The organism is Pseudomonas sp. HLG18, assembly GCF_051903985.1.
Classification (GTDB): Bacteria; Pseudomonadota; Gammaproteobacteria; order Pseudomonadales; family Pseudomonadaceae; genus Aquipseudomonas; species Aquipseudomonas fluorescens_BT.
The window spans coordinates 1,603,899-1,625,301 of the sequence record NZ_CP195831.1; the positions used below are offsets into that span (position 1 = coordinate 1,603,899).

Sequence of the window (21,403 nt, forward strand, 5' to 3'; positions counted from 1 at the left end):
CAATAAAAAACCGGTGACGCAAGTCACCGGTTTTTTTATGCCTGCCAGAAACTCAACTGGCTTCGTAGCGCGATGCCGTTGGCGGTGCCGCTTCGCCGCTTAACGCATCGACCATCGGCGGATGCTCCTGCGCTGCCTGACGCAAGTCTTCGGTCACCCGCAGCTCGGCGCCGGTCGGCGAGAAGGTCGCCGCTGCTGCGAACGGCGCCGGGTTGGCCGGCACCGGACGCTTGCCGCGACGCCAGAAGAAGAACGTCACCATGCTCAGGTTGACTAGCGCGAAGGCCCAGAACAGACCGGTTTCGCCGTGGGCGTTCATTGCCGGCGAGATCAGCAGCGGGCTCATCGCCGAGCCCAGGGAGTTGATCAGCAGCATGCCTTGAATCATCGGCACCAGGGTTTCGACCGGCGCACGGTCGGCGGCGTGGCTGACCGCAACCGGGTACAACGCGAACACGCCGCCACCCAGCAGGAACAGCATCGCTGCGAGCATGGCCGAGGACAGCGGCACCAGCACGATCACCAGCGACAGCACGGTGCACGCGGCGCACAGCACGGTCAGCACTTGCAGGCGATCCTTGCGGTCGGACCAGCGCCCGACCGGGTATTGCAGCAGCATTGCGCCGAGGATCGTCCAGGCCATCATGCTGCCGACTTCGCCGACGTTCAGGCCGATGCGTTGCAGGTACAGCGGCAGCAGGGTGTAGATCGCCGCGATGGTCACGCCGGAGCCGAAGCAGCCGACCAGTCCGGTAGGCGATACGCCGAGCAGTGCCCGTGGCTTGAGCGGTTCGACCTGTTCCAGCAGCGGCGAAACGCGCGGCAGGATCACGATCGGCAGCACCGACAAGGTCGCGAGCATGCCGGCGACCATGAACGGCGCGGTGTCGCCGAGCCCGGTGACTTTCCCCAAAAATGCCTGACCCAGCACGCCGGCGCCGTAGAGGACGATCATGTACAGCGCCAGCAGACGGCCGCGAATCTTCGCGTCGCCGGCCAGCAGCAGCCAGCTTTCGATCACCAGAAACACGCCGACCGTGGCCCAGCCGTTGATCAGGCGCAGAACGACCCAGCCCCAGGTGTCATAAAACAGCCCTTGCAGCAGGATGGTCGCGGCGATCAGCGAGGCGAAGCTGCTGTAGGCGCGGATGTGGCCGATGCGCAGGATCAGCCGGTCATTGAAAATCGCGCCCAAGGTAAGGCCGATGAAATAGGCCGAGGACACGATGCCGATCATCGTCGCCGATTCGCCGGCCGCGCCCAGGCGCAGAGTGGTCAAAGAAGACAGAAAGCCGTTGCCCAGGGCAACAATGAATAGCCCGAGCAGGGGCGCCAGCGCCATGGCCAGCAAACGCGGTGTCATAAAAACCTCAAGTGATCGAACAGCGGAACGTGCGCCTCTGCGCATGCGAGTGCCAAGCCGAAGTGTGTTGAAGACAAACGACCGCCGAACGGGCAGGACGATTGAGCCAGGCTGACTTCGTGAAAGTCGCCGGCTGTTCAAACCTGAGGGTTGTCATGGCTGCGGGCAGGCGCCGTTCGGGCGACTGCAAGAGGAGGCGCGATTTTAAGCCTTGTGGGGCGTTTGCCAAGGTGCCGGGCCTGCGACGTTGGGACGCAGGCCGCAGGTACGTTCGTTCAGGGTGGGGCAATTGCGTTCATTCCCGAGTATTTTGCCGCCCCGGCGGTTAGCATGGCGCTACAACAATGAAACCGATGGACCCCACCTTGATCGAACGACGCCAATTCAGCGGTGGCATGAAGGGCAAGAACCTTCGCTACCTGAACGAGCCCGCCAGCGGGCCGGGACGCATGACCCGCACCGGGTTCGTGCTGCTGGAGCATTTTTCCCTGCCGGCCTTCACCCAGGCGCTGGACACCCTGGTCACCGCCAATCTGCTGCGCCCCAGTCTGTTTTCCACGCGCACCTTCGGCCTCAGTGACGGCGAAGTGATCAGCGATCTGGGGCTGGTGATCCGCCCTGATTCACGACTGGATGCGGGTGCGATACAGGAACTGGATCTGCTGGTGATCTGCGGCGGTTACCGCACGGAATTGAAGGCGAGCGACGAGTTCATCAACCTGCTGAAAATGGCCGCCGAGGCCGGCGTGATGCTGGCCGGGTTGTGGAACGGCGCGTGGTTCCTGGGCCGGGCAGGGGTGCTGGAAGGCTATCGCTGTGCGATTCACCCGGAGCATCGGCCAGCGCTGGCGGAGATTTCCAAGGCGACCCAGGTCAGCAGCGAACCCTACGTGATCGATCGCGACCGGTTGACCGCTTCCAGTCCATCCGGCGCGTTCCACATGGCGCTGGACTGGATCAAGGGCCTGCACGACAAGGCGTTGGTCGAGGGCATCGAAGACATTCTGGCGTTCGAGGAATCGCGTTACCGGCGGATCAAACCGACCGAGAACATCTGCGTCAGCGCGCCGTTGCGTGAAGTGGTGAAGCTGATGGACGCCAACCTCGAAGAACCTTTGGAGCTTGAACAACTGGCGGTGTATGCCGGCCGATCCCGGCGTCAGTTGGAGCGGCTGTTCAAGGAGCAACTGGGCACCACGCCGCAGCGTTATTACATGGAACTGCGCATCACCGAGGCCCGGCGTCTGCTGCAACACACCGAGCTGTCCCAGGTGGACGTGCTGGTGGCCTGCGGGTTCGTGTCACCGAGCCATTTCAGCAAGTGCTACAGCGCCTATTTCGGTTATCGACCGTCCAAGGAAAAACGGCTCGTCAAATGACGAGCCGTTTGGCGTGCCGCTTCAGAGGTGATCGGCGTCGATGATCGCCTGAGCGAAGGCTTTCGGGTCTTCCTGCGGCAGGTTGTGACCGATGCCGCCGTTGATCAGGCGGAACTGGTACTTGCCGGTGAAGCGTTTGGCGTAGTCCTCCGGCGCCGGGTGCGGCGCGCCGTTGGCATCGCCTTCCAGGGTGATGGTCGGCACGCTGATCGACGGCGCGGTGGCGAGTTTCTGTTCCAGTGCCTCGTACTGGCTTTCACCCTGCACCAGGTCCAGACGCCAACGGTAGTTGAACACGGTGATCGCGACGTGATCCGGGTTTTGCAACGCCTTGGCGCTGCGGTCGAAGGTGGCGTCGTCGAAGGCCCATTTCGGTGACGCCAGTTGCCAGATCAGCTTGGCGAAATCATGGGTGTTCTTGGTGTAGCCGGCCTCACCACGGTCGGTGGCGAAGTAGAACTGATACCACCATTGCAGCTCGGCCTTGGGCGGCAGCGGGTTCTTGCCGGCCGCCTGATTACCGATCAGGTAACCGCTGACCGACACCAGCGCCTTCACCCGTTCAGGCCACAGCGCCGAGACGATGTCCGCCGAACGCGCGCCCCAGTCGTAGCCACCGAGTACGGCTTGTTTGATTTTCAGCGCGTCCATGAAATCGATCACGTCACTGGCCAGCGCCGCCGGCTGACCGTTGCGCACGGTCTTGTCGGACAGGAAATGCGTGTCGCCATAACCCCTGGCGTACGGCATCAACACCCGATAACCCTTGGCTGCCAGAATCGGTGCGACTTCGTCGTAGCTGTGAATGTCGTACGGCCAGCCATGCAGCAGAATCACCACCGGACCATTGGCCGGGCCGGTTTCGGCGTAGGCGACGTCCAGCAGGCCGGCCTTCACATGTTTCAGCGGGCCGAAGGGCAGGTCGGCTTTGACGCTGGCGGCTTCGGTTTTGACCGGCTCGGGTGCTGCGGTTTGCGCCTGAGCGAACGCGCCGAACTGCAGCAGCGCGGTGGCAAGAATCGACAGGCCCAGCAGGCGGCGACGGTTTTTCCCGGTGGTGACAGTGGCGTGTGGTGCGTGCTTCATGGCAAGTCTCCTTATGATCGGCGAGGGCCGGGTTCTGGCTGAACCCTTCGAATCTGGAGTCCATTAAAGACTGGCCACGTATCTGCGCTGTTTCCGTTTTCGTTGGCTGATGCGCAGGGATGTATCCGGGAGGCGTTCGTACACACTGCGATACAAACCCGCGGCCAATAAAAAGCCCCGAATGTTCGGGGCTTTTGCTTGCCTTGGGTTTCAGGCCTGAGTGACGTGCTTGGGCCCGGCCAGTGCCCAGGCGATCAGCCCGAACAGCGGCACAAACACGATCAATACGATCCAGACGCCTTTGTTGCTGGCTTTCCCCTCACTCTTGCGCACCCTGTTGATCGCCCACAATTCGATGAGCAAAAGAACGACGGCCAGTACGATCCACGTGGTTTCAAGTTGCATGGGCTACCTCCTGATGGTCATTGGGTTAGGCGCGGCATGCCACTCAGGGTTCATTTAATTTGCTTGGTGGTCTGCCTGGCCCACGTGCACAAATGTTCTAAACCGATCGGCAAAGTCGCGGTAACGTAGACGTCCTCAACGACCAACACTGCCTTCGGAGCCTTGCGTGGACAAACGCAACTGGATCGACCTGTCCCAGGATGCCGACACCGGGATCGAGTCGATTCGTGCCCATTTCCAGGGCCATGCCTACGATCCGCACTGGCACGACAGCTTTCTGGTGGGCGTCACCGAGCAGGGCGTGCAGCAGTTTCATTGCCGGCGCGTGCGCCATCTGAGTACGCCGGGCAAGATTTTCATGCTGGAACCGGGGGAGATCCACGACGGGCACGCGCCGACGGAGGAGGGCTTCACCTATTCCATGCTCTACCTCGACCCGCACTGGCTGGAGCGCGAATTGCGCGTGCTGTTCGAGCACGCACCCGACAACAGCCAGCTCGGGTTCACCGATACCCTGAGCCAGGATCCGCGTCTGGCCACTTCCATCAATCAGGCCTTTCAGTCCCTGCATCACGGCGACCTGCGCATCGTCCGGCAGAGCGCTGTCGACCACTTGCTGGGTGCTCTGACGTCCCACCTCGACTGGCGCAAGCGTCAGGCGTTCGATCCACGCTTGCCCCGCGTGGCGCAGGTGGCGCGGGACTATTTGCATGCCCACGCGTTCGAAGACATCGGACTGGATGATCTGGCCCGGGCCTGCGGGGTGGATCGTTTTCGGCTGACCCGGGCCTTCAAGTCGGCCTTCGGGATGGCGCCCCATGGTTACTTGATCCAGTTGCGGCTGGCTCGGGCCCGGCAATTGCTGGCGCGAGGCGAAACGCCTGCCGACGTCGCCAGTGCGCTGGGCTTTGCCGATCAAAGTCACTTGGGTCGCTGGTTTCGTCGGGCCTATCACCTCACGCCAGCCGACTACCGTAAACGCTGCTCAAACCTTCCAGACTGAACCCCATGCAACCGCGACCATGGACTCTTGTTCTGATCCGGAGTCCATGCCATGGAATCGTTGTTGCCCTTTCTGCTGTTTTCCTTCGTCGCCTCGATCACCCCGGGGCCGACCAATATTCTGGTGATGAGCCACAGTTCGCGACGCGGTCTGACGGCCACGCTGCCGATCATCTTCGGTGCCTGTCTGTCGGCGGCACTGGTGGTGCTGGTGGTCGGGCTCGGCGTCGGCGAAACGCTGCTGCGCTATCCCCGTGTGCAGCAGACGATGGCCTGGGCCGGGGTGCTGTGGCTGAGCTGGCTGGCGTGGCAGATCTTTCGCAGCACGCCGCCATCGCTGGACTCGGCGACAGCGGCGGATGACGGCTTCAGCGTATTCGGCGCCGTGGGCCTGCAATTGATCAACCCCAAGGTGTGGATGATGGCGGTGGCGGTGGTCAGCGTGTTTGGCGGCAATGGCGACGAGCGCGCGCGGATGCTGCTGTTGTCGGCGGTGTTTCTAATGGTCTGCCTGCCGTGCATGACGGCGTGGGCGCTGCTGGGCGTGGGCAGCGCGCGGTTCTTTGGATCGCCACGGGCATTTCGGCGGATGAATGCGGGTTTGGCGTTTTTGTTGTTGCTGTCGGCTTGGTTGGCGGTGTTGGTCTGATCGATGCGCCCGGTCATATAAATTTGAAATACACCGCGCAGCCCCCCAGAATCGCGCCCCGATCCGGCCACCCGCGCCGGGCGTTCAGAGTGAAAGGGGTTGCGGTTGAACGAACAGACATTGTCCATGCGCCTGGAGCGGGTGGCGGCGCACGTACCCGCCGGTGCGCGCCTGGCCGATATCGGCTCGGATCACGGCTACCTGCCGGTGGCGTTGATGCGTCGCGGCGCCATCGAGGCGGCAGTGGCGGGGGAGATGGCGTTGACGCCGTTTCGCTCGGCCGAGCGCACTGTGCGTGAGAACGATCTGAGTCAAAAGATCACCGTGCGCCTGGCCGATGGCCTGACGGCCATCGAGCCCCAAGACGCAATCACCGCGATCAGCATTTGTGGCATGGGCGGCGAGACCATCCGCGACATCCTCGAGGCCGGCAAGGTGCGCCTCAGCGGTCACGAACGCCTGATCCTGCAACCCAACGGCGGCGAGCAACCCCTGCGGCAATGGCTGATGGACAACGACTACCGGATCCTCTGCGAAGAAGTCCTGCGGGAAAATCGCTTCGACTACGAAATCATCGTCGCCGAGCGCGGCGACCCGGTGACCTACACCGACGAAGAACTGTACTTCGGCCCGCATCAATTGCAGGCGCGTAGCCCTGCGTTTGTCACAAAGTGGCAGCACCGGTTGCGACACAAGCAGCAGACCCTGAACCACTTCGGGCGGGCGCGGCACGGGGTGTGCGAGCACAAGGTGCAGGATCTGGTGCGGCAGGTGCGCTGGATCAATGACGTGCTGGGGTGAGACAGACCCAACGCTGATATCATTCATCCACTTTCAAGCCAGGCAAGACACCATGAACCGTCAGAAGAAACTGCAACAACTCTTCAAGGAAAAATCCAGAAAGGCCAACGCCAAACTGGCGCCGAAAAGCAACAAACCCAAGTACATCAGCAAGGCTGACCGCTTGAAGATGGAAGCTGAAGCCAGCCAGGCGCCGAGCCTTTCCACTGAAGAGTGATGCAGGTTAACGCGGCAGATACAAAGCACCCGCATCGTACGGTTTTGTCTCCTTGACGCGTGCCAATCAATTGATAGGAAAACAGCCCCGCCGCAGTCATTGCGAGCGAGGCGACGACGTGTACCGAAATCGAGCCGAGTGCCCAGAGCAGTAGTCCCTCCTGAATCAAAGCACCGTTTCGGCTGGCCCCTTTTGTGGTCTATTTCAACTCGAGGGTCTTGATGACGGCTTCGCCTTCGGTGCCGCCAGGCCAGCACAGATCGACGGTGATCGAATCACTGTTTTTCACGTGGAAAATGGCGAAGTTCTTGTCTTCCGAATGGCTGAACAGGTGCTCGAACTGGACATTGTCATTACCACTCAGCGTACCGGATTTGGCTATTGCGCCAGAAACAGTCTGCCCGGCGGGCATTCGCGAAATGGCACTCGAGGTAATCTGGTAAACGTTGGCCCTGCGATAGATCTGGTGCTGCAACCTGAAGGCGGCAGCACAATGCACATCGCCGCTTAAAAACACCAGGGTCCGGCCTTCGGCATCGAAGGCGGCGAATATCTTTTCCAGCAGAAGGTTTCTTTCAACATGGTTGGAGGGATGATCCCATTCATCCATGAAGTCGTCCTTGAGACTGTTAATCAAGGACCCTGCCGTCAGGACGATGGATCGCCAGTGAACGACTGGAACGGAACTGACCACAAACACGATTTTTGATTTTTTGACGGGCGGCGTATCCAGCCAGCCTAGAAAGCGGTCAACCTGATCATCTCCAAGCAGCCTGTTTTTGGCCCTTTCAACATCATGATGCCCGCGCAGGTCGAGCACATAGAAGGGGGTTGTCCCCTTCATGAAGTGATAGTCCCAAACGCATTTTTCGGGTGTTTTCAATAACGACCTGACAATGTTGGTGGGAGGGTTGTGACTGTGGCCATATTCAAAATAGGCTGTTCTTGCGGCATTCCACATCGAGTTTATAAGTTGCTGGTCAATGTCTGGATCGTCTTTCTTGAAGTACCTTGAAAGAATTTCCAGACGCTCCTTGTTGGTTCGCGATCCCCAGCCATCCATGATTTCATGGTCATCCCAAATCATGTATTGAGGCGTTTTCGAAAAGATCTCCTGCATTTGAGGGAAATTCCAGTACACACGGTAATACCAGCGGTAAAGGCTCAGAAGGTAGGCATCAAGACCAGCGGTGAGCAGTTTTCCGTCTTTTGTGAATGCCGTGATCAGATCGTCCTTGTTGTTCTGCAGCCATTCCCAGATGTCTGGAAAGTATTTGTTTTCCTGGCAGTCCACATAGACCTGGTCGCCACCGCCAATGACGAATCTGACTTTCGCGTTATTGGCCCTGCTGAGAAACAATGGCCACGCCCCATTGCTGTTATTGGCGTTGAACGGGTCATGGCAGCTATAGAATCCAAAGCTGAAATCAGGCATGGATTGCGCCATGGTGGTAAAGGAGTAGAGCTTTTGATATCCGATTTCTGTTCTGCGCCACATGCTCTTGGACGTTGGCTTCTGACTCATCAAGTAATAGTAGTAGGTGGTGTTCGGTTTCAGATTGGCTATGTCAAAGGTGTTGGTCAGGTCCGAGTCTTCACTGAACTTGTACGACAGTATGTTTTTCGGGTCGCCCCCCTGGTTTTTGAGGAACAGTTCAATGGGTTTGTCGTCAAGCGTGAACAGGTCCCCGACCAACGCCTTTTCGGACCAGACCAGCGCCCATTCTCCTGCCTTATAGACGCGAATCCAGATTCGAGCACTGTCAGTGCTTACATGCCCGACGATGCTGGCAGTGCCAAGTTTGTTCACGTCGTATTCGTTGTTCCGCGGATCGACCAAGGCCATGACTTTCTCCATTTTCACTTGGGTTGTCAGGGGAACTGGCGTTCTGATCGAACACGGCCAACAGCAAACTTCTGACGAATCCCCATGAGGTGCGCGATTTGACTATAGAGGGTATCGGCTCATTGGGCTCAAGGGCCTCAACCGCCCGGCTGCGGTGGCTTGGCCAATTCGATCCCCGCCGCCCCCAGCCGCTTGAGTATCTCGAACAACAGATCACTCTTGGTCTTGCCGACAATCCTTGGGCTGTCGACATAACCCGTCACGGTCAGCGTGATGCCATCGGGTGAAAGTTTGCTGAAACGCACGAACGGCGCCGGTTTGCCGAGGATGGTTTCGTGCTCTTTGTAGGTGTCGAGCAGCAGGCTTTTGACTTGCTCGGGGTCGATGTCCAGCGGGAACATCAGTTCCAGCGTCGCCACGCCCTGGGCGCTGCCGCCGAGGGTGACGTTGCGCAGGTTCTGCGAAATCAGTTGCGAGTTGGGCACGATCACGATGGAGCGGTCGCTGAGCTGGATCTCGGTGGCACGCACGTTGATCCGGCGGATGTCGCCCTCGACGCCGCTGATGCTGATCAGGTCGCCGACCTTGACCGGGCGTTCGGTCAGCAGGATCAGCCCGGAAACGAAGTTCTTCACGATCTCCTGCAGACCGAAACCGATGCCCACCGACAGGGCGCTGACGATCCACGCCAGGTTGGTCCATTGCACGCCCAGCGACGACAGCGTCAACAGAATCACCACGGCGTAGCCGATGTTGGAAAACAGCGTGCTGAGTGACGCGCACATGCCCGGGTCCATGTCGGTCTTGGGCAGGAACTCGTTGTCGAGCCAGCGGCGCAGGGCGCGGATCAGGTAGATACCGATCAACAGGGCCAGCACCGCGTTGAGCAAATGACCGGGGACGATATTCAGCTTGCGCAGGCCGGCACCGCCCAGAATGGTGCCGATGTTGTTTGCCAATTGACCCAGCGTGGTGCCGATGCCGCCGACGAACAGCGTGATCACAGCCAGCAACAGCAACGCCGCCCGGCCCACGCCGGCCAGCAGGGTCGAGGCCTGCTCAAGTCGCCGGTCGCCGACACCCAGCAGCTGCTTCAAGGCCTTGCCGCTGGAGTGGCGGGGCGAGAAGAAGTATTCGCAACTGTCCTTGAGCAACTGCATCAGCAGGTAGAAACCGGAGAGCACGATAAACGCCCACACCAGTTCATAGGTGATGAACCGCGCCAGCGATACGTAGCCTGTCAACAACGTGCCGAGTGAAATGACCATCGCCAGCGTGGTCACGGTGTAAATCACCCCGGCGAGGGTATTGCCCGTCGCCTGCGCATCTCCTGTCGCCGCCAACTCCTTGCGCACCTCGCCGACGCGCATCAGCAGCACCGTGATGATGCCCAACACCACCAATGCGATCACGCCGCGGCCGGTGATCACGATCTGGCTGCTCATACCGGACGCATTGCCGACCTGCACCGCCGTCACCAGCACCAGCAGCGTCGCGGCGAGGATTCTGGCGAAAGGCTTGAGCGTGAGGGCCACCGGTTCGGCAATCACCGGCAGCCGCCACGACGGGTGCTCGGTCGACAGCAACGCCCGGCTCAGGCCGGTAATCATCACGCAGGCGTACACGACTTTCTGGAACTCGTCGGAGAACGTCGCCAGCATTGGTGGCAGCGGCACATGCCGGGTACAGGCGTAATACAGCAGTTCCAGGGCTATCGCGGTGGTCGCCAGTGTCGCCAGCGCCGAGGCGAAGGCCAGCGAGCTGCGGCGCAACCGGCCTTCGGGCATGCGATGGATGCACACCCACGCCAGCCAACGGTCGGCGAGACGTCGGCCCAGGGTCCAGACAATGAAGGACAGCACCACCAGCACGCCGGTGTAGAACCGTTGCTCCGGCTGCCAGGCCTCGGTACCGGTTTCCTTGATCTGGTCAACGAACATCTGCAAGCGTTGGCGATCGGCAGGATCGGGATCGATCATCGGCGACCAGAAATCAGGGCTGAGCACGCTGTCGGTGCGCAGGGTCAGTTCGCTTTCCAGCAACGTGCGGCGAATGCCGGCGATCTGGGTGATCAGGTCCGTGGCGTTCTGCTTGAGCGTGGCCAGATTTTTCAGTGCGGTATCGACCTTGTTCTTCTGCTCGATCAGCGCCGCCCGCTGTTCGGCGATATCGGCCTGTTCGGCGGCTACCGTTTCCGTTGGCGCTGCGCCCAGCACGCCCAGTTGTACCGTCAGCTGCGCCTGTTGTGGCAACAGCGAGGTCGACAACCGGTCGATGTCCAGAATGAACGCCTGCACCCGATCCTGGGGGCCTTCGAGCTGGTTGTAATTGTTGGCGGACGAGATCTGCTGCTTGAGGCCGTCAAGGCGTTGCTGCAACGCTTGCAGATCATTCTGGGTGACGCCGGGGAGCGGGGCGCCGACATCGGGCGTGCCGGGCAGGTCGGCGGCCGACACCATCGAGACACCCGGACAGAGCAGCGTCAGGGTGATGAACATCAATAACTTCAATGCATTACGCATGAGAATGGGCGAGTCCGGTTGATCACACAAACATTGAGGTTAGGTGATGGGGCCGGAGGGCGCGGAAAAGTTTCGGTGACCCGGGCGACGGGCCACCGTTCGCGGTGTTGCGGTTATTCAGATCGACCGCTGATTGACCCGCTGCATCAATTCCTCCGCCGATTCCTTGCGCTCGGAATAGCGATCCACCAGGTCCGGGCGATCACGCAGCAACAGCGTGAATTTCACCAGCTCTTCCATCACGTCGACCACCCGGTCGTACAGCGCCGAGGGTTTCATGCGGTTGCCTTCGTCGAATTCCAGATAAGCCTTGGGCACGGAGGACTGATTGGGGATGGTGAACATGCGCATCCAGCGGCCCAGCACGCGCAGTTGATTGACCACGTTGAACGATTGCGAACCTCCGCAGACCTGCATCACCGCCAGGGTCTTGCCCTGGGTCGGACGCACCGCACCGAGGGCCAGCGGCACCCAGTCGATCTGCGCCTTGAACACCGCCGACATCGCGCCGTGACGTTCGGGCGAACACCAGACCTGGCCTTCGGACCATTGCATCAGTTCCAGCAGTTCCTGGACTTTCGGGTGATCGCCGGGCGCGTCGTCCGGCAGCGGCAGACCCGAAGGATTGAAGATCCGTGTCTCGGCACCGAAGTGCTCCAGCAGTCGTGCGGCTTCTTCCACCAGCAAACGGCTGAAGGAACGCGGGCGGGTCGAGCCGTAGAGCAACAGGATGCGCGGTTTGTGGGCGCCTTCGTCATGCGTGGTTGTTTGAACCAGTGAAGGATCGAGATTGGGCAGGTCGGTCATGTCGGCTCCGGTTACAGCGTGCTGATGCGGTCGAGCTCGCGCTTGAGGGCATCGCGGTCAAGTTCGGCGAAGGGCAGGGCGAGGAAGGCGCGGCAGCGGGTTTCGATCCGGGCGAGGGTGGCGTGAAAGGCTGCATTGATGGCAGCTTCGTCGCCGCGGATTTCCGACGGATCCTCCAGTCCCCAATGGGCTTTCAGGGCCGGGCCGAAGTACACCGGGCAGGCTTCACCGGCGGCCTTGTCGCACACGGTGATGACGATGTCCGGCGGGTTGTCTTCGAAGGCTTCGTTGCCCTTGCTGCTCAACCCAGCGGTGGAAATGCCGGCCTCCTGCAACGTGGTCAGGCTGCGCGGCAGCACCTGGCCCTTGGGAAAACTGCCGGCGCTGACCGCTTCGAAACCTTGCGGTGCCAGGTGATTGAACATCGCTTCGGACAGAATGCTGCGGCAGCTGTTGGCGGTACACATGAATAGAACGCGCATGATCGGTCCTCAGCAGCAGGCAGATGTATTGAGCGGGCGGTCGCCCATGGTGGCCAGACGCGCGCTGTTTGCTTCCAGCCAGGCGGTGTTGGCGGCCAATGTGGTTTCAAGCAGGGTGCGGATCCAGGTGGGCAGGTCAGGGTTGAGCCGGTAATAAACCCACTGGCCCTGGCGACGATCCAGCAACAGACCACAGGTGCGCAGCTGCGCGAGATGGCGGGAGATTTTCGGCTGACTGTCGTCCAGCGCGCAGACCAGTTCGCAGACACATAACTCACCCTCACGAGTGATCAGCAGCGTGGCCCGGGCGCGGGTTTCGTCGGCGAGGCATTTGAAAACGGAGGTAGGGTCAAGCATGGGAGTGCCGTTATATATGTGGAAAGCCGAATATACGGATTTCCGTATGTGTCGGGCAAGGTCTGAATTTTTCTGAGGCGAGTGATAGCATGTGGCCTTCATGGAGGTGAGGCTGGCAAACAGCCTCCTCGGACAGCGTGCAAGGATACAAGGCATGAAGAACAAACTGGCCATCGGCAAACGCAATGAGTTCGCCATCTGGGGTTATCTACTGGAAGCCGGCTTCGACGTTTTCCCATCCCTGGTCGACGATAAAGGCATTGACGGAATCGTCGGGCACAACGGCCGATACTTCGAAGTGCAAGTCAAAAGCGGCGTGAACTGGAACAACCAGCGGGGACTCAGTCGCGCAGCGGTCAGCATGAACCCCGAGCGGATCTTTCTGATCTACAACACCACCGCCGATGAAGTTCGCTACTTCACGGGCCAGCAAATTCTGGCCGAATCCGAGTGGGCGCAATCCATTGATTGGCGCCTGTCTCAGATAAAACTGCCCAAACGCATGCTGGAAAAATACCAGCAGCACGATTGGGCTGGCTTCATTGCTTATTTGCGCGGCGAAACCAGCAACGCTTTGGCTTGATTGCCTTTCAGCGCATCAGTTTTTTATTTTCAATCAATGCAGATTTACCCATGATCAAGATTGCGATACCGACGCTCGTCCTGTTGCTGTGCCTGCAGGGTTGTGCAGAAATGCCTGCGTATTCGAACGTAAAGTCCGGTGAGCCGAGCGACGAATCCCGTTACACCGTCATCGAAACTGATACCTATGCAGGAAGGCCCCAGCGCTCCTGGGGGGACGGCGAGCCAAACCTGAACATCATTAGAATCAACGACAAGAAAGTGGGGAATATTCCGTTTTCCACTTACTACTACAAGAATGATTCCCCCCAGCGTGCAGTGCTGATCCCGGGGAAATACACGATTCAACTGGAATACAATCTGCCGTTGCACTTCCTGTTCGCCGATCTGGAGTTCGAAGGCAAACCCGGTCAAAAGATCATCGCCCGCTCGCAATATGTGGGTCTCAACCGGCTGGAGGTTTGGCTGGAAGATGCGGCGACCGGTGAAGTCGTTGGTAAGCGTGTGCACTGACAAAATTGACGCGATGGCTGTGAAGTACCGTGCTTTCAGCCATTGAACGAAGAGGGGGGATTTTGAATAAGCATTCAAAATCCCCCTTTTGTTTTTTGACTGTAAGTTCGGGCGATTCAGCGCTTGCTGAAAGCCAGCCGCGCCGCAAACAGCACGAAAATCATCCCGGTGGTGCGATCCATCCAGCGAATCACTTTCTCCCGTCGCAGAAACCCGGACAGCGGCTGTGTTGCGCCGATCAGCACCAGCGACCAGATCAACCCGAGCACCACATGAATGCTCACCAGCCCGAACGTCCACGGCACCAGCGGCTGCCCCTGCGGAATAAACTGCGGCAGAAACGACACGTAGAAAATCCCCACCTTGGGATTGAGCACGTTGCCCAGCATGCCCTTCAAGAACCAGCTGCCCCTCGGCTTGCCATTGACTTCGGCGGGCGCCAGCGAGCGGCGAGGGCGCAGCAGCATGTTCAACCCCAGCCACGCCAGATACGCCGCACCGCAGTACTTCAACAGGTTGTAGGCCAGCTCCGACACCGCAATCAATGCCCCCAACCCAAACGCCACCGCCGCGCCCCACAACAGACAACCGGCATTGATGCCCAACGCCGCGCGCAAGGCCTGTTGCTTGCCTTCGACGGTGGCGGTGCGCAGGACCAGCGCGGTGTCGAGGCCGGGTGTCAGTGTCAGCAGTGTGGCGGCGAGGGTGAAGGCCAGGAGGTTGTCGGCGATGGACATGGCGCGTGGGTTTCCTGTTCTGGATGGGGAACGGTAGCGGTTTCAGGCGAGGGGATCCAGCAAGGAGATGAGGCGGGGTTCGAAATCGCCAGTGTGACCGGCAGCTTGAAACGATGAGGGGCGGGGCTGCTTCCGCTATTTGCAAGAACCTCAGCCCCCATTCATGCAGAGTGCATGCCTATATTTGGCCATCACCTTGCGCAACCCGTTGATGTTTAATGACCTCTAAAATCTGAGGGGCTGGCACACAATATGCGAGGTCTGTCTGGAATTACGCGAAAATTGCCGACCTGGATCGGCGAACAATAATCCGTGACAGAGGCCTCAAATGAACGCCATCGACCTTCTGAAAACTGACCACGAAAAAGTTAAGGGCATTCTGAATCAACTCAGTGAATCCACTGATCGCGCATTAAAAAAACGTGCGGAGTTGCTCGAAAAGCTTGAACTGGAAATTACCATTCATACCCAGCTCGAGGAACAGATTCTGTATCCGGCTTTCAAGGAAGCAGGCGGTAAGGAACAGGATGAAATGTACTACGAGGCGAAAGAAGAGCATCGCACCGTGGATTCACTGGTATTGCCTGACCTGAAATCCACCGATCCTTCTACACCCGAATTCGCCGGCCGCGTGAAGGTGGTCAAAGAGCTTCTGGAACATCATATCGAGGAAGAGGAAACCGAGATGTTTCCCCAGGCCAAAAAGCTTTTGGGCAATGCGAAGCTCGAGGCGTTGGGCAAGGAAATGGAAGTGATGAAAGCTTCACTGAAGAAAAGCCTCAACGGGTCGAATATGGCGGCCTGAACAAATAGACAGACGAACCTGCGGTGCAATCAAAAGCCCGGCTTAATGCCGGGCTTTTCCTGTGGATACGCCTGGCGCATCCATATTTGTCTTGCGCCAACACGCTTCAGAGAAACGGTAAACCGAGGAGGCAATCAGCCCCAGGGCACGACTTCAACTGGCAACCCGTTTTGTCCGGGAGAAACTTAAGCCTCCGACCGCTGACCGACAGTGATTTCGAAGAGATATTTCTGGCCGCGAGGACTCAAAATCAGCCGTAGGCCGCCGGCCAGGCGATCACGCAGGATGCCGAACCCGGCTTGCATCTCTGGAGGGCGGGCATCCGAACTGGCGACTGTATTCCCGGCTGAATTGCGAAGGACTTTCGTAGCCCACTCGATAACAGGCGCTTGCCACATCCAGCCCCTCGCCAAGCAACAGGCGGCGGGCTTCCTGCAGGCGCAGTTGTTTCTGATACTGCAGCGGACTCATGGCGGTCACGGCCTTGAAGCGATGATGCAATGTTGAGTTGCCCAAATTGGCGACCCGGGCGAGTTCTTCGATGCGCAAGGGTTGGGTGTAGTGGTTGTTCAACCAATCGATGGCCCGTGTTACTCGCCGTGTTTGCGAGTCGCCGAGGGCAAGCTCGTACAGACGACGTCCATGCGCACCCCGCAGGAGGCGGTAATACAACTCGCGAAGGGCGAGCGGTGCCAGCATGCCGATGTCTTTCGGTGTTTCCAGCAGCCGGACCAGCCGCAGCATTGTTTCCAGCAGGGGTACATCGACTTTCTCAAGAAAGAGGCCAAGCTCCGGCTCGTCCGGTACGCCCGCCGGCGGAGCGTCGGCGATGACCTGAGCGATTTCCGTGGCCTCGAAATCAAACCGGATACACAGGTAGGGCGCCTCCGGGCTGGCCATCAGTACGCGGCCGGACACCGGAAGGGTGACCGACACCACCAGGTAGCTGAGGGGGTCGTACAGGTAGTGGTCGTCACCCAGGCCGATTTCCTTTTGTCCTTGCACGATCAGGCAAAGTGCCGGTTTGTGCACGGTATGGATCAGCTCCGAAGGCGCATCGAAACGAATCACATGCAGGGGGGCTATGGCGGTCTCATAGATCCCGGGTGTGGTAAACCGTTGCGTCAGCAGGCGAACCAGTTCGTCACGGTAGATGGCCGTGTTCTGAAGGATGAAAGCATCGCTTTGTTCCATTTCAAGGCTCTCACAAGTGTTCATGAGCGTCTGTCCGGAACTGCCCGGGCAGACGATATTCACCCGACATCATCAAAGTACTCATTGCCGATAGAGGATCATTCCGGCGTGATACAACACGTCGTCATGAAAGTGGCCATCCGCGGTGAAGCCGGTGTCGTCCCAGTACTGGATGTAATCACCGACCAGTTGGTAGCGGCCCTGATAGGCGCTCTTGTTTTTACCACGGGCCTCGTCGTAACGACCAGTCGTCAGAAGCTCATGACGGATCAATCCATCCGCGGTGACCCACATGCCTGCGTAACGATGGTCCTGAGTGGTTTTTTTGGCATCTTTCATCACTTTTCTCCGCGATTGTCCGGCTCAGCAGATACGACCCAAAGCCGTGCGGTCAGAGCCGTCTTCGGCAACGCGAAAACCCGGTGTGCGGTCACTGCCACCTTCACTTACGCGCATGCCGGGAGTTCGATCCGCACCGTCAGCGGCCAGGTACAGGCTGGTCGAGGAAATGTTGATCGCGCAGGCCACCATCGCGCCGATCACCAGTGAAAGGGAAAGCCGTTTTGCGTTTTTCATTGTTCAGTCCTCATTGACGTTGTTCATCTGAGCGGCCTGCCGTGGCCTGTGTCTGCATCCGTTGCGTGCTTTCAGATTACGTAGCCGAGCTCAGCGGTGTTAGGACGAAACTGCCGCAGATTTGCCTGATCCTCTCGGGCTGGTCGGGCATGTCGTGCGGCGCGTTTGTGCGGCGGCTCAGCCGGCCGTGACGGTCATCCCGCCGTCAGCCATGACCACCGAACCGACCATGAAGCTGGCCCGATCCGAGGCGATGAACGCGACCACTTCGGCGATTTCTTCCGGTTGGGCGGCGCGGCCGATCGGCGCGGCTTCGCCATGTTGGGCGAGAAAGGCAGGGCCATCATCGACCACATTGTTGAGAATGTTGGTCACCACATCGCCGACACCGACTGCATTGACGCGGATGCCGTGGCCAATGACCTCAAGTGCCAGGGTGCGCGTCAGTTGGGCCAGCGCGCCTTTGGAGGCGGTGTAGGCGGCAATGGTGGGGAAGGCGAAATAGGAGGCGTAGGACGCGATGTTGACGATCGATCCGGACTTGTTGGGCATCATCGCTTTGACCGCCTCCCGGCTATGCAAAAAGGCCGCCGTGGCGTTGACCGCCTGAATGCGTTCCCAGTCTTCGCGGGTCATGTCGATGACCAGTTTGTTGATGATGATGCCGGCGTTGTTGACCAGAATGTCCAGCCGTCCGAATTGCTCGACGGCCAGGGCGACCGCGCGTTCGGCTGCCCCGTCCTGAGTGATGTCGGCCACCAGGGGGACCAGGCCGGGGCGGGCCAGTGCTTCCACCTCAGGGTTTATGTCTTCAGCAATGACCTGGGCGCCGCGGGCATGCAGCAACAGTGCGATGGCCTTGCCGATACCACTGGCCGCGCCAGTGACCAGCGCGACTTTACCGGCCACTTCGTTTGGGGTGCTGTTCTTGAAGTCGGTCATGATGTTCTCCAGCGATTTGATCAAGTAGGGACAAGCCGTGTTGGCGCCGGGGAGGCGCTGTCATCGGCGACGGGCCTACTGTCTCGCAGCGAGGCGAACGCGGCTTTCGTGAGATTGCCCACGCTGTCGGGGTTTTGCGCTGAATGTCAGTGAGGGAGGTTCGGCGCTCGATTCAACCAACGGGAAAAGCCCGATATCATCGACCGGTCTGCGTGACGCGGTGTGCGGGCAAGCATCCGAGTCCTGTCTGGCGTTGCACAGCCGAATCTGAAAAGGACAAGTTCATGGCAAATACCGGGCGCACCTCCCAGGAACCGATGTCGACATCTTCTCGAGACTTGCGCATCACCGGTAAGTCGATGGGTGAGTTCCTGCCAGGCGAACCACAGGCGTTACCCTCGCGCCCGGAAATCACGGACGTCGTGATTCAGCTGTTCACCCATCGCAGCGTTACTGAGCCCATTCTCGTGCCTGCAGTGGTGGAACCGCTGCTCGTTCTGGTTCTGGCCGGGGCGGCGACGGTAGAGGAGCGCGCATTGGGGGGCGAGTGGGAAGCTGCGCAGGTCAGTGCCGGGGATTTTTTCCTCACCAGTTCCGATGAGCCGTATGAAATGCGCTGGCAGACGCGCGGAGGCGATACCTTCGAAGTCATGCACCTTTATCTCGGGCTGCCGCTGATCGAGCAAGCGTCTCGAGAGCTGTCGGGTCAGCACGCCGGGCTTGTGCGTTTGCGCGATGTTTCGGGGGCACGGGACGCACGCGTCGCGTTTGTCATGGAGCAATTGCGCACCGAACTGCTTCTGGAACGCTCGCCCAGCGCGCTTTTCGCCCGTTCTCTGGCGCAGGCGCTGGCCGTGCATCTGGTGCGCAGCTATCTCGCTGAAAGCCAGCCCGGGCGTCGAGTCAACGCCTTGCAAGCCTACAAGCTGCGCAAAGTCACCGACGCCATGAACGCGCATCTGAGCGCTGAATTCAGCCTGGCAACACTGGCCGGTCTTGCCGAGCTGAGCGAGTACCACTTCAGTCGCCTGTTCAAGCGTGCGACGGGGCTTTCGCCGTCGCAGTACTTCATTCGCTTGCGCATGGTTCGTGCGAGGCACCTGCTATTGGAAACCCGCCTCAGCGTCATCGACGTCGGGCTGGATGTCGGCTACTCAAGCCCCAGCCACTTCTCTCAAGTATTCCGGCGTGAAGTGGGCGTAACGCCCAGCGAGTTCCGTGGGGCCTGAGCGCCCCTACGCTACAAATTTGCAGGCGATGCACACAGACACGAATAGGCAAAAGTTGCGCAGGTTTCGGCACGCGCCGACGAGGCCCGCGCCCTTAATCTTTTCGACGTACCCCGCAGCAACGAACGCGTCTTGAGCGGTCGGTGCTGAACCTCAATGCAGACAGCAGGAGCTACGGATATGTCGAACATTCAAAACAAAGTCGTCCTGATTACCGGTGCAAGCAGTGGTATTGGCGAAGCGGCAGCCAGGTTGATCGCCGCCAAAGGCGCGCATGTGGTCCTCGGTGCCCGCCGTACCGAGCGTTTGGACAAACTGGTCAGCGAGATCCAGGCCGGAGGTGGTTCCGCAAGTGCCTGCGCACTGGACGTTACGGATCTGCAATCGATGCACGCCTTCGTGGCATTCGCCAAGACGCAACATGGCAAGGTCGATGTGATCATCAACAACGCGGGCGTGATGCCGTTGTCTCCCCTGGCCTCGTTGAAGGTCAACGAGTGGAACCAGATGCTCGATGTCAACGTTCGTGGCGTACTGCACGGTATTGCCGCTGTCTTGCCGGACATGCAGGCGCAGGGTTTTGGTCAGGTCATCAATATCTCGTCCATTGGTGGACTCGCGGTTTCTCCGACAGCGGCGGTGTACTGTGCGACCAAATTTGCGGTCAGGGCTATCTCGGATGGCCTGCGCCAGGAAACGGACAAGATCCGGGTCACCGTGGTGTGCCCGGGGGTCGTCGAGTCCGAGTTGGCGGATACGATTTCGGATGATGTGGCCCGCGAGGAAATGAAAGCCTTCCGGCGTGTGGCGCTCAATGCAGACGCCATTGCGCGGGCGCTCGCCTATGCCATCGAGCAGCCTGATGATGTGGACGTGAGTGAGATTGTGGTTCGTCCGACGGCCAGTCCGCACTGAGCCGTTCCGGGCGCAATCCCCCGTGGTTTGTGCCCCGTCCTGCCTGACAACGACTGGGCGTAGACCTCACAACTCAATCGCCCACGTCTGACTCACCAGTTCCTTGCCGAAGCTGTGAATCGGCTCTTCCTCAACCAGCTCAAACCCCGCCCGCTGATACAACCGGCGGGCATCCACCAGATTGCTGGTGGTCCACAGAATCATCTTTTTGTAGCCGACATCCCGGGCAAAACGCAGGCATTCCTCGACCAGCCGATTGCCGATCCCCAGGCCCCGCGCACTGGCATCCACGTAGAGCATGCGCAATTTGGCGGTGGTTTCGTCGTGGCGGATGACGAACACTGAGCCCACCACCTTGCCGTCCTTTTCCGCGATCCAGCAGCGCTCGCCCGTGGGGTCGAATTCGCGCAGGTATTTGGCGACGACCTCTGACACCAGCGCTTCGAACTCTGAATTCCAGCCGTACTCGCGGCTGTAGATTGCGGTCTGCTGATGCACCACCAGACCCATGTCACCGGGTTGCGGGTCGCGCAGCAGGTAGGTCGTCGACTTGCCGCCCTCGAGTAGCGTCTGGATCTGCTTCATCGACGCGATCAGTTGCAGTTGCTGCGGTTCGGACAGGCGTTCGAGCAGGGTGATGACTTCTTGTCGTGATGCCTGTTCCAGAGGGGCGAGGATCTCGCGGCCGAGGTCGGTGATGTGCAATTGACTGGCGCGTGCGTCGGTGGCGCAGGGGACTTTCTGGATCAGGCCTTTTCTGTCGAAGCCGCTGATGAGGCGGCTCATGTAGCCCGCGTCGAGGCCGAGCATCTGGCGCAGGTCGGTGCTGGTCAGATCGCCCCGGGACGCGAGTTCGTAGAGGATGCGCAGTTCGGTGAGCGAGTAATCGCTTTGCAGCAAGTGTTCCTGCAACACGCCGATCTGATGGGTGTAGAAGCGGTTGAACTGCCGGACGCTGTCGGCGCGGTCGGTGATCGTGGACATGGCGTGATAC

At 59.8% G+C, this 21,403-nt stretch carries 24 protein-coding genes and 1 pseudogene; 10 read left to right on the forward strand and 15 right to left on the reverse strand.

Annotated elements, in window-relative coordinates:
- Positions 1 to 52: 52 nt before the first annotated feature.
- Positions 53 to 1,363, reverse strand: a complete 1,311-nt coding sequence (locus ACSPX5_RS07250) for an MFS transporter (protein ID WP_207867989.1) — start codon at positions 1,361 to 1,363, stop codon at positions 53 to 55.
- A 353-nt stretch (positions 1,364 to 1,716) separates the two neighbouring features.
- Here ACSPX5_RS07250 and ACSPX5_RS07255 point away from each other — a divergent pair, with 353 nt between their 5' ends.
- Positions 1,717 to 2,742, forward strand: coding sequence for a GlxA family transcriptional regulator (locus ACSPX5_RS07255; RefSeq protein WP_439822009.1), 1,026 nt, complete (start codon positions 1,717 to 1,719; stop codon positions 2,740 to 2,742).
- A gap of 21 nt (positions 2,743 to 2,763) precedes the next feature.
- Here ACSPX5_RS07255 and ACSPX5_RS07260 read toward each other — a convergent pair whose 3' ends face one another.
- Positions 2,764 to 3,828 (reverse strand): alpha/beta fold hydrolase, encoded by a 1,065-nt coding sequence (locus tag ACSPX5_RS07260; protein ID WP_439821300.1) that lies wholly within the window; start codon positions 3,826 to 3,828, stop codon positions 2,764 to 2,766.
- Between the two features lie 210 nt (positions 3,829 to 4,038).
- A complete protein-coding gene (locus ACSPX5_RS07265) occupies positions 4,039 to 4,233 on the reverse strand; it encodes a PLDc N-terminal domain-containing protein (RefSeq protein ID WP_007955366.1) in 195 nt (64 codons plus the stop codon).
- Between the two features lie 166 nt (positions 4,234 to 4,399).
- On the opposite strand from ACSPX5_RS07265, the gene ACSPX5_RS07270 reads away from it, so the two are divergent.
- The 4 genes from ACSPX5_RS07270 to ACSPX5_RS07285 all read left to right on the forward strand — a co-directional run bounded on the left by ACSPX5_RS07270 (position 4,400) and on the right by ACSPX5_RS07285 (position 6,902).
- Positions 4,400 to 5,236 carry an AraC family transcriptional regulator gene (locus tag ACSPX5_RS07270; RefSeq protein WP_439821301.1) on the forward strand — a complete coding sequence of 279 codons (837 nt, stop codon included), beginning with the start codon at positions 4,400 to 4,402 and terminating at the stop codon, positions 5,234 to 5,236.
- A 51-nt stretch (positions 5,237 to 5,287) separates the two neighbouring features.
- Positions 5,288 to 5,884: a LysE family translocator gene (locus ACSPX5_RS07275; protein ID WP_439821302.1), complete on the forward strand. Its 597-nt coding sequence runs from the start codon at positions 5,288 to 5,290 to the stop codon at positions 5,882 to 5,884.
- Positions 5,885 to 5,989: 105 nt separating this feature from the next.
- Positions 5,990 to 6,685, forward strand: coding sequence for a tRNA (adenine(22)-N(1))-methyltransferase (locus tag ACSPX5_RS07280; protein WP_439821303.1), 696 nt, complete (start codon positions 5,990 to 5,992; stop codon positions 6,683 to 6,685).
- A gap of 52 nt (positions 6,686 to 6,737) precedes the next feature.
- Positions 6,738 to 6,902, forward strand: coding sequence for a DUF2986 domain-containing protein (locus ACSPX5_RS07285; RefSeq protein ID WP_169430071.1), 165 nt, complete (start codon positions 6,738 to 6,740; stop codon positions 6,900 to 6,902).
- A gap of 55 nt (positions 6,903 to 6,957) precedes the next feature.
- On the opposite strand, the pseudogene ACSPX5_RS07290 reads toward ACSPX5_RS07285, so the two are convergent.
- From ACSPX5_RS07290 to ACSPX5_RS07315, 6 genes and pseudogenes are all read right to left on the reverse strand, one after another.
- A pseudogene (locus ACSPX5_RS07290) lies at positions 6,958 to 7,074 on the reverse strand (fluoride efflux transporter CrcB); the annotation flags it as partial.
- Positions 7,075 to 7,101: 27 nt separating this feature from the next.
- Positions 7,102 to 8,748 carry an alkaline phosphatase D family protein gene (locus ACSPX5_RS07295; protein WP_439821304.1) on the reverse strand — a complete coding sequence of 549 codons (1,647 nt, stop codon included), beginning with the start codon at positions 8,746 to 8,748 and terminating at the stop codon, positions 7,102 to 7,104.
- A 137-nt stretch (positions 8,749 to 8,885) separates the two neighbouring features.
- Positions 8,886 to 11,270 carry a DUF3772 domain-containing protein gene (locus tag ACSPX5_RS07300; protein WP_169430073.1) on the reverse strand — a complete coding sequence of 795 codons (2,385 nt, stop codon included), beginning with the start codon at positions 11,268 to 11,270 and terminating at the stop codon, positions 8,886 to 8,888.
- 117 nt (positions 11,271 to 11,387) lie between these two features.
- Positions 11,388 to 12,077 carry an arsenical resistance protein ArsH gene (gene arsH, locus ACSPX5_RS07305; protein WP_085604534.1) on the reverse strand — a complete coding sequence of 230 codons (690 nt, stop codon included), beginning with the start codon at positions 12,075 to 12,077 and terminating at the stop codon, positions 11,388 to 11,390.
- 11 nt (positions 12,078 to 12,088) lie between these two features.
- A complete protein-coding gene (locus ACSPX5_RS07310; RefSeq protein ID WP_207867972.1) occupies positions 12,089 to 12,559 on the reverse strand; it encodes an arsenate reductase ArsC in 471 nt (156 codons plus the stop codon).
- Between the two features lie 9 nt (positions 12,560 to 12,568).
- On the reverse strand, positions 12,569 to 12,916 hold the full coding sequence (locus ACSPX5_RS07315) for a metalloregulator ArsR/SmtB family transcription factor (protein ID WP_169430076.1): 348 nt from the start codon (positions 12,914 to 12,916) through the stop codon (positions 12,569 to 12,571).
- A gap of 154 nt (positions 12,917 to 13,070) precedes the next feature.
- Between ACSPX5_RS07315 and ACSPX5_RS07320 the strand changes: the two genes are divergently transcribed.
- Positions 13,071 to 13,499 (forward strand): hypothetical protein, encoded by a 429-nt coding sequence (locus ACSPX5_RS07320; protein ID WP_169430077.1) that lies wholly within the window; start codon positions 13,071 to 13,073, stop codon positions 13,497 to 13,499.
- The gene (locus tag ACSPX5_RS07325) at positions 13,496 to 14,011 is read left to right on the forward strand and encodes a hypothetical protein (protein ID WP_439821305.1); all 516 of its coding nucleotides are present in this window, start codon (positions 13,496 to 13,498) and stop codon (positions 14,009 to 14,011) included. The genes ACSPX5_RS07320 and ACSPX5_RS07325 overlap by 4 nt, the downstream gene beginning before the upstream one ends.
- 116 nt (positions 14,012 to 14,127) lie before the next feature.
- On the opposite strand, the gene ACSPX5_RS07330 is transcribed toward ACSPX5_RS07325, so the two are convergent.
- The gene (locus ACSPX5_RS07330; RefSeq protein WP_207867968.1) at positions 14,128 to 14,748 is read right to left on the reverse strand and encodes a LysE family translocator; all 621 of its coding nucleotides are present in this window, start codon (positions 14,746 to 14,748) and stop codon (positions 14,128 to 14,130) included.
- 328 nt (positions 14,749 to 15,076) lie between these two features.
- Here ACSPX5_RS07330 and ACSPX5_RS07335 point away from each other — a divergent pair, with 328 nt between their 5' ends.
- The gene (locus ACSPX5_RS07335; protein ID WP_169430080.1) at positions 15,077 to 15,553 is read left to right on the forward strand and encodes a hemerythrin domain-containing protein; all 477 of its coding nucleotides are present in this window, start codon (positions 15,077 to 15,079) and stop codon (positions 15,551 to 15,553) included.
- A 276-nt stretch (positions 15,554 to 15,829) separates the two neighbouring features.
- On the opposite strand, the gene ACSPX5_RS07340 is transcribed toward ACSPX5_RS07335, so the two are convergent.
- The 4 genes from ACSPX5_RS07340 to ACSPX5_RS07355 all read right to left on the reverse strand — a co-directional run bounded on the left by ACSPX5_RS07340 (position 15,830) and on the right by ACSPX5_RS07355 (position 18,265).
- Positions 15,830 to 16,747, reverse strand: coding sequence for an AraC family transcriptional regulator N-terminal domain-containing protein (locus ACSPX5_RS07340; RefSeq protein WP_439822010.1), 918 nt, complete (start codon positions 16,745 to 16,747; stop codon positions 15,830 to 15,832).
- Positions 16,748 to 16,828: 81 nt separating this feature from the next.
- Entirely contained in the window at positions 16,829 to 17,086 is a 258-nt protein-coding gene (locus tag ACSPX5_RS07345; protein WP_439821306.1) for an Atu4866 domain-containing protein, read from the reverse strand.
- A 24-nt stretch (positions 17,087 to 17,110) separates the two neighbouring features.
- Entirely contained in the window at positions 17,111 to 17,323 is a 213-nt protein-coding gene (locus tag ACSPX5_RS07350) for a hypothetical protein (RefSeq protein ID WP_439821307.1), read from the reverse strand.
- Positions 17,324 to 17,500: 177 nt separating this feature from the next.
- Complete coding sequence (locus ACSPX5_RS07355; RefSeq protein WP_011333890.1) at positions 17,501 to 18,265, reverse strand: SDR family NAD(P)-dependent oxidoreductase; 765 nt, start codon at positions 18,263 to 18,265, stop codon at positions 17,501 to 17,503.
- A 284-nt stretch (positions 18,266 to 18,549) separates the two neighbouring features.
- Here ACSPX5_RS07355 and ACSPX5_RS07360 point away from each other — a divergent pair, with 284 nt between their 5' ends.
- Together ACSPX5_RS07360 and ACSPX5_RS07365 are read left to right on the forward strand one after the other, a co-directional pair.
- Positions 18,550 to 19,494, forward strand: coding sequence for a helix-turn-helix domain-containing protein (locus tag ACSPX5_RS07360; protein WP_439821308.1), 945 nt, complete (start codon positions 18,550 to 18,552; stop codon positions 19,492 to 19,494).
- A 180-nt stretch (positions 19,495 to 19,674) separates the two neighbouring features.
- Positions 19,675 to 20,409: an SDR family oxidoreductase gene (locus ACSPX5_RS07365; protein WP_439821309.1), complete on the forward strand. Its 735-nt coding sequence runs from the start codon at positions 19,675 to 19,677 to the stop codon at positions 20,407 to 20,409.
- A 66-nt stretch (positions 20,410 to 20,475) separates the two neighbouring features.
- On the opposite strand, the gene ACSPX5_RS07370 is transcribed toward ACSPX5_RS07365, so the two are convergent.
- Complete coding sequence (locus tag ACSPX5_RS07370; protein WP_439821310.1) at positions 20,476 to 21,393, reverse strand: bifunctional helix-turn-helix transcriptional regulator/GNAT family N-acetyltransferase; 918 nt, start codon at positions 21,391 to 21,393, stop codon at positions 20,476 to 20,478.
- Positions 21,394 to 21,403: the final 10 nt, after the last annotated feature.

Bases quoted from the DNA above. Each gene is read 5' to 3' on its own strand.
- ACSPX5_RS07250 (WP_207867989.1), bottom strand. From the start codon at position 1,363: ATGACACCGCGTTTGCTGGCCATGGCGCTGGCGCCCCTGCTCGGGCTA.
- ACSPX5_RS07255 (WP_439822009.1), top strand. From the start codon at position 1,717: ATGGACCCCACCTTGATCGAACGACGCCAATTCAGCGGTGGCATGAAG.
- ACSPX5_RS07260 (WP_439821300.1), bottom strand. From the start codon at position 3,828: ATGAAGCACGCACCACACGCCACTGTCACCACCGGGAAAAACCGTCGC.
- ACSPX5_RS07265 (WP_007955366.1), bottom strand. From the start codon at position 4,233: ATGCAACTTGAAACCACGTGGATCGTACTGGCCGTCGTTCTTTTGCTC.
- ACSPX5_RS07275 (WP_439821302.1), top strand. From the start codon at position 5,288: ATGGAATCGTTGTTGCCCTTTCTGCTGTTTTCCTTCGTCGCCTCGATC.
- ACSPX5_RS07285 (WP_169430071.1), top strand. From the start codon at position 6,738: ATGAACCGTCAGAAGAAACTGCAACAACTCTTCAAGGAAAAATCCAGA.
- ACSPX5_RS07295 (WP_439821304.1), bottom strand. From the start codon at position 8,748: ATGGCCTTGGTCGATCCGCGGAACAACGAATACGACGTGAACAAACTT.
- ACSPX5_RS07300 (WP_169430073.1), bottom strand. From the start codon at position 11,270: ATGCGTAATGCATTGAAGTTATTGATGTTCATCACCCTGACGCTGCTC.
- arsH (WP_085604534.1), bottom strand. From the start codon at position 12,077: ATGACCGACCTGCCCAATCTCGATCCTTCACTGGTTCAAACAACCACG.
- ACSPX5_RS07310 (WP_207867972.1), bottom strand. From the start codon at position 12,559: ATGCGCGTTCTATTCATGTGTACCGCCAACAGCTGCCGCAGCATTCTG.
- ACSPX5_RS07315 (WP_169430076.1), bottom strand. From the start codon at position 12,916: ATGCTTGACCCTACCTCCGTTTTCAAATGCCTCGCCGACGAAACCCGC.
- ACSPX5_RS07320 (WP_169430077.1), top strand. From the start codon at position 13,071: ATGAAGAACAAACTGGCCATCGGCAAACGCAATGAGTTCGCCATCTGG.
- ACSPX5_RS07330 (WP_207867968.1), bottom strand. From the start codon at position 14,748: ATGTCCATCGCCGACAACCTCCTGGCCTTCACCCTCGCCGCCACACTG.
- ACSPX5_RS07335 (WP_169430080.1), top strand. From the start codon at position 15,077: ATGAACGCCATCGACCTTCTGAAAACTGACCACGAAAAAGTTAAGGGC.
- ACSPX5_RS07340 (WP_439822010.1), bottom strand. From the start codon at position 16,747: ATGGAACAAAGCGATGCTTTCATCCTTCAGAACACGGCCATCTACCGT.
- ACSPX5_RS07345 (WP_439821306.1), bottom strand. From the start codon at position 17,086: ATGAAAGATGCCAAAAAAACCACTCAGGACCATCGTTACGCAGGCATG.
- ACSPX5_RS07350 (WP_439821307.1), bottom strand. From the start codon at position 17,323: ATGAAAAACGCAAAACGGCTTTCCCTTTCACTGGTGATCGGCGCGATG.
- ACSPX5_RS07355 (WP_011333890.1), bottom strand. From the start codon at position 18,265: ATGACCGACTTCAAGAACAGCACCCCAAACGAAGTGGCCGGTAAAGTC.
- ACSPX5_RS07360 (WP_439821308.1), top strand. From the start codon at position 18,550: ATGGCAAATACCGGGCGCACCTCCCAGGAACCGATGTCGACATCTTCT.
- ACSPX5_RS07365 (WP_439821309.1), top strand. From the start codon at position 19,675: ATGTCGAACATTCAAAACAAAGTCGTCCTGATTACCGGTGCAAGCAGT.
- ACSPX5_RS07370 (WP_439821310.1), bottom strand. From the start codon at position 21,393: ATGTCCACGATCACCGACCGCGCCGACAGCGTCCGGCAGTTCAACCGC.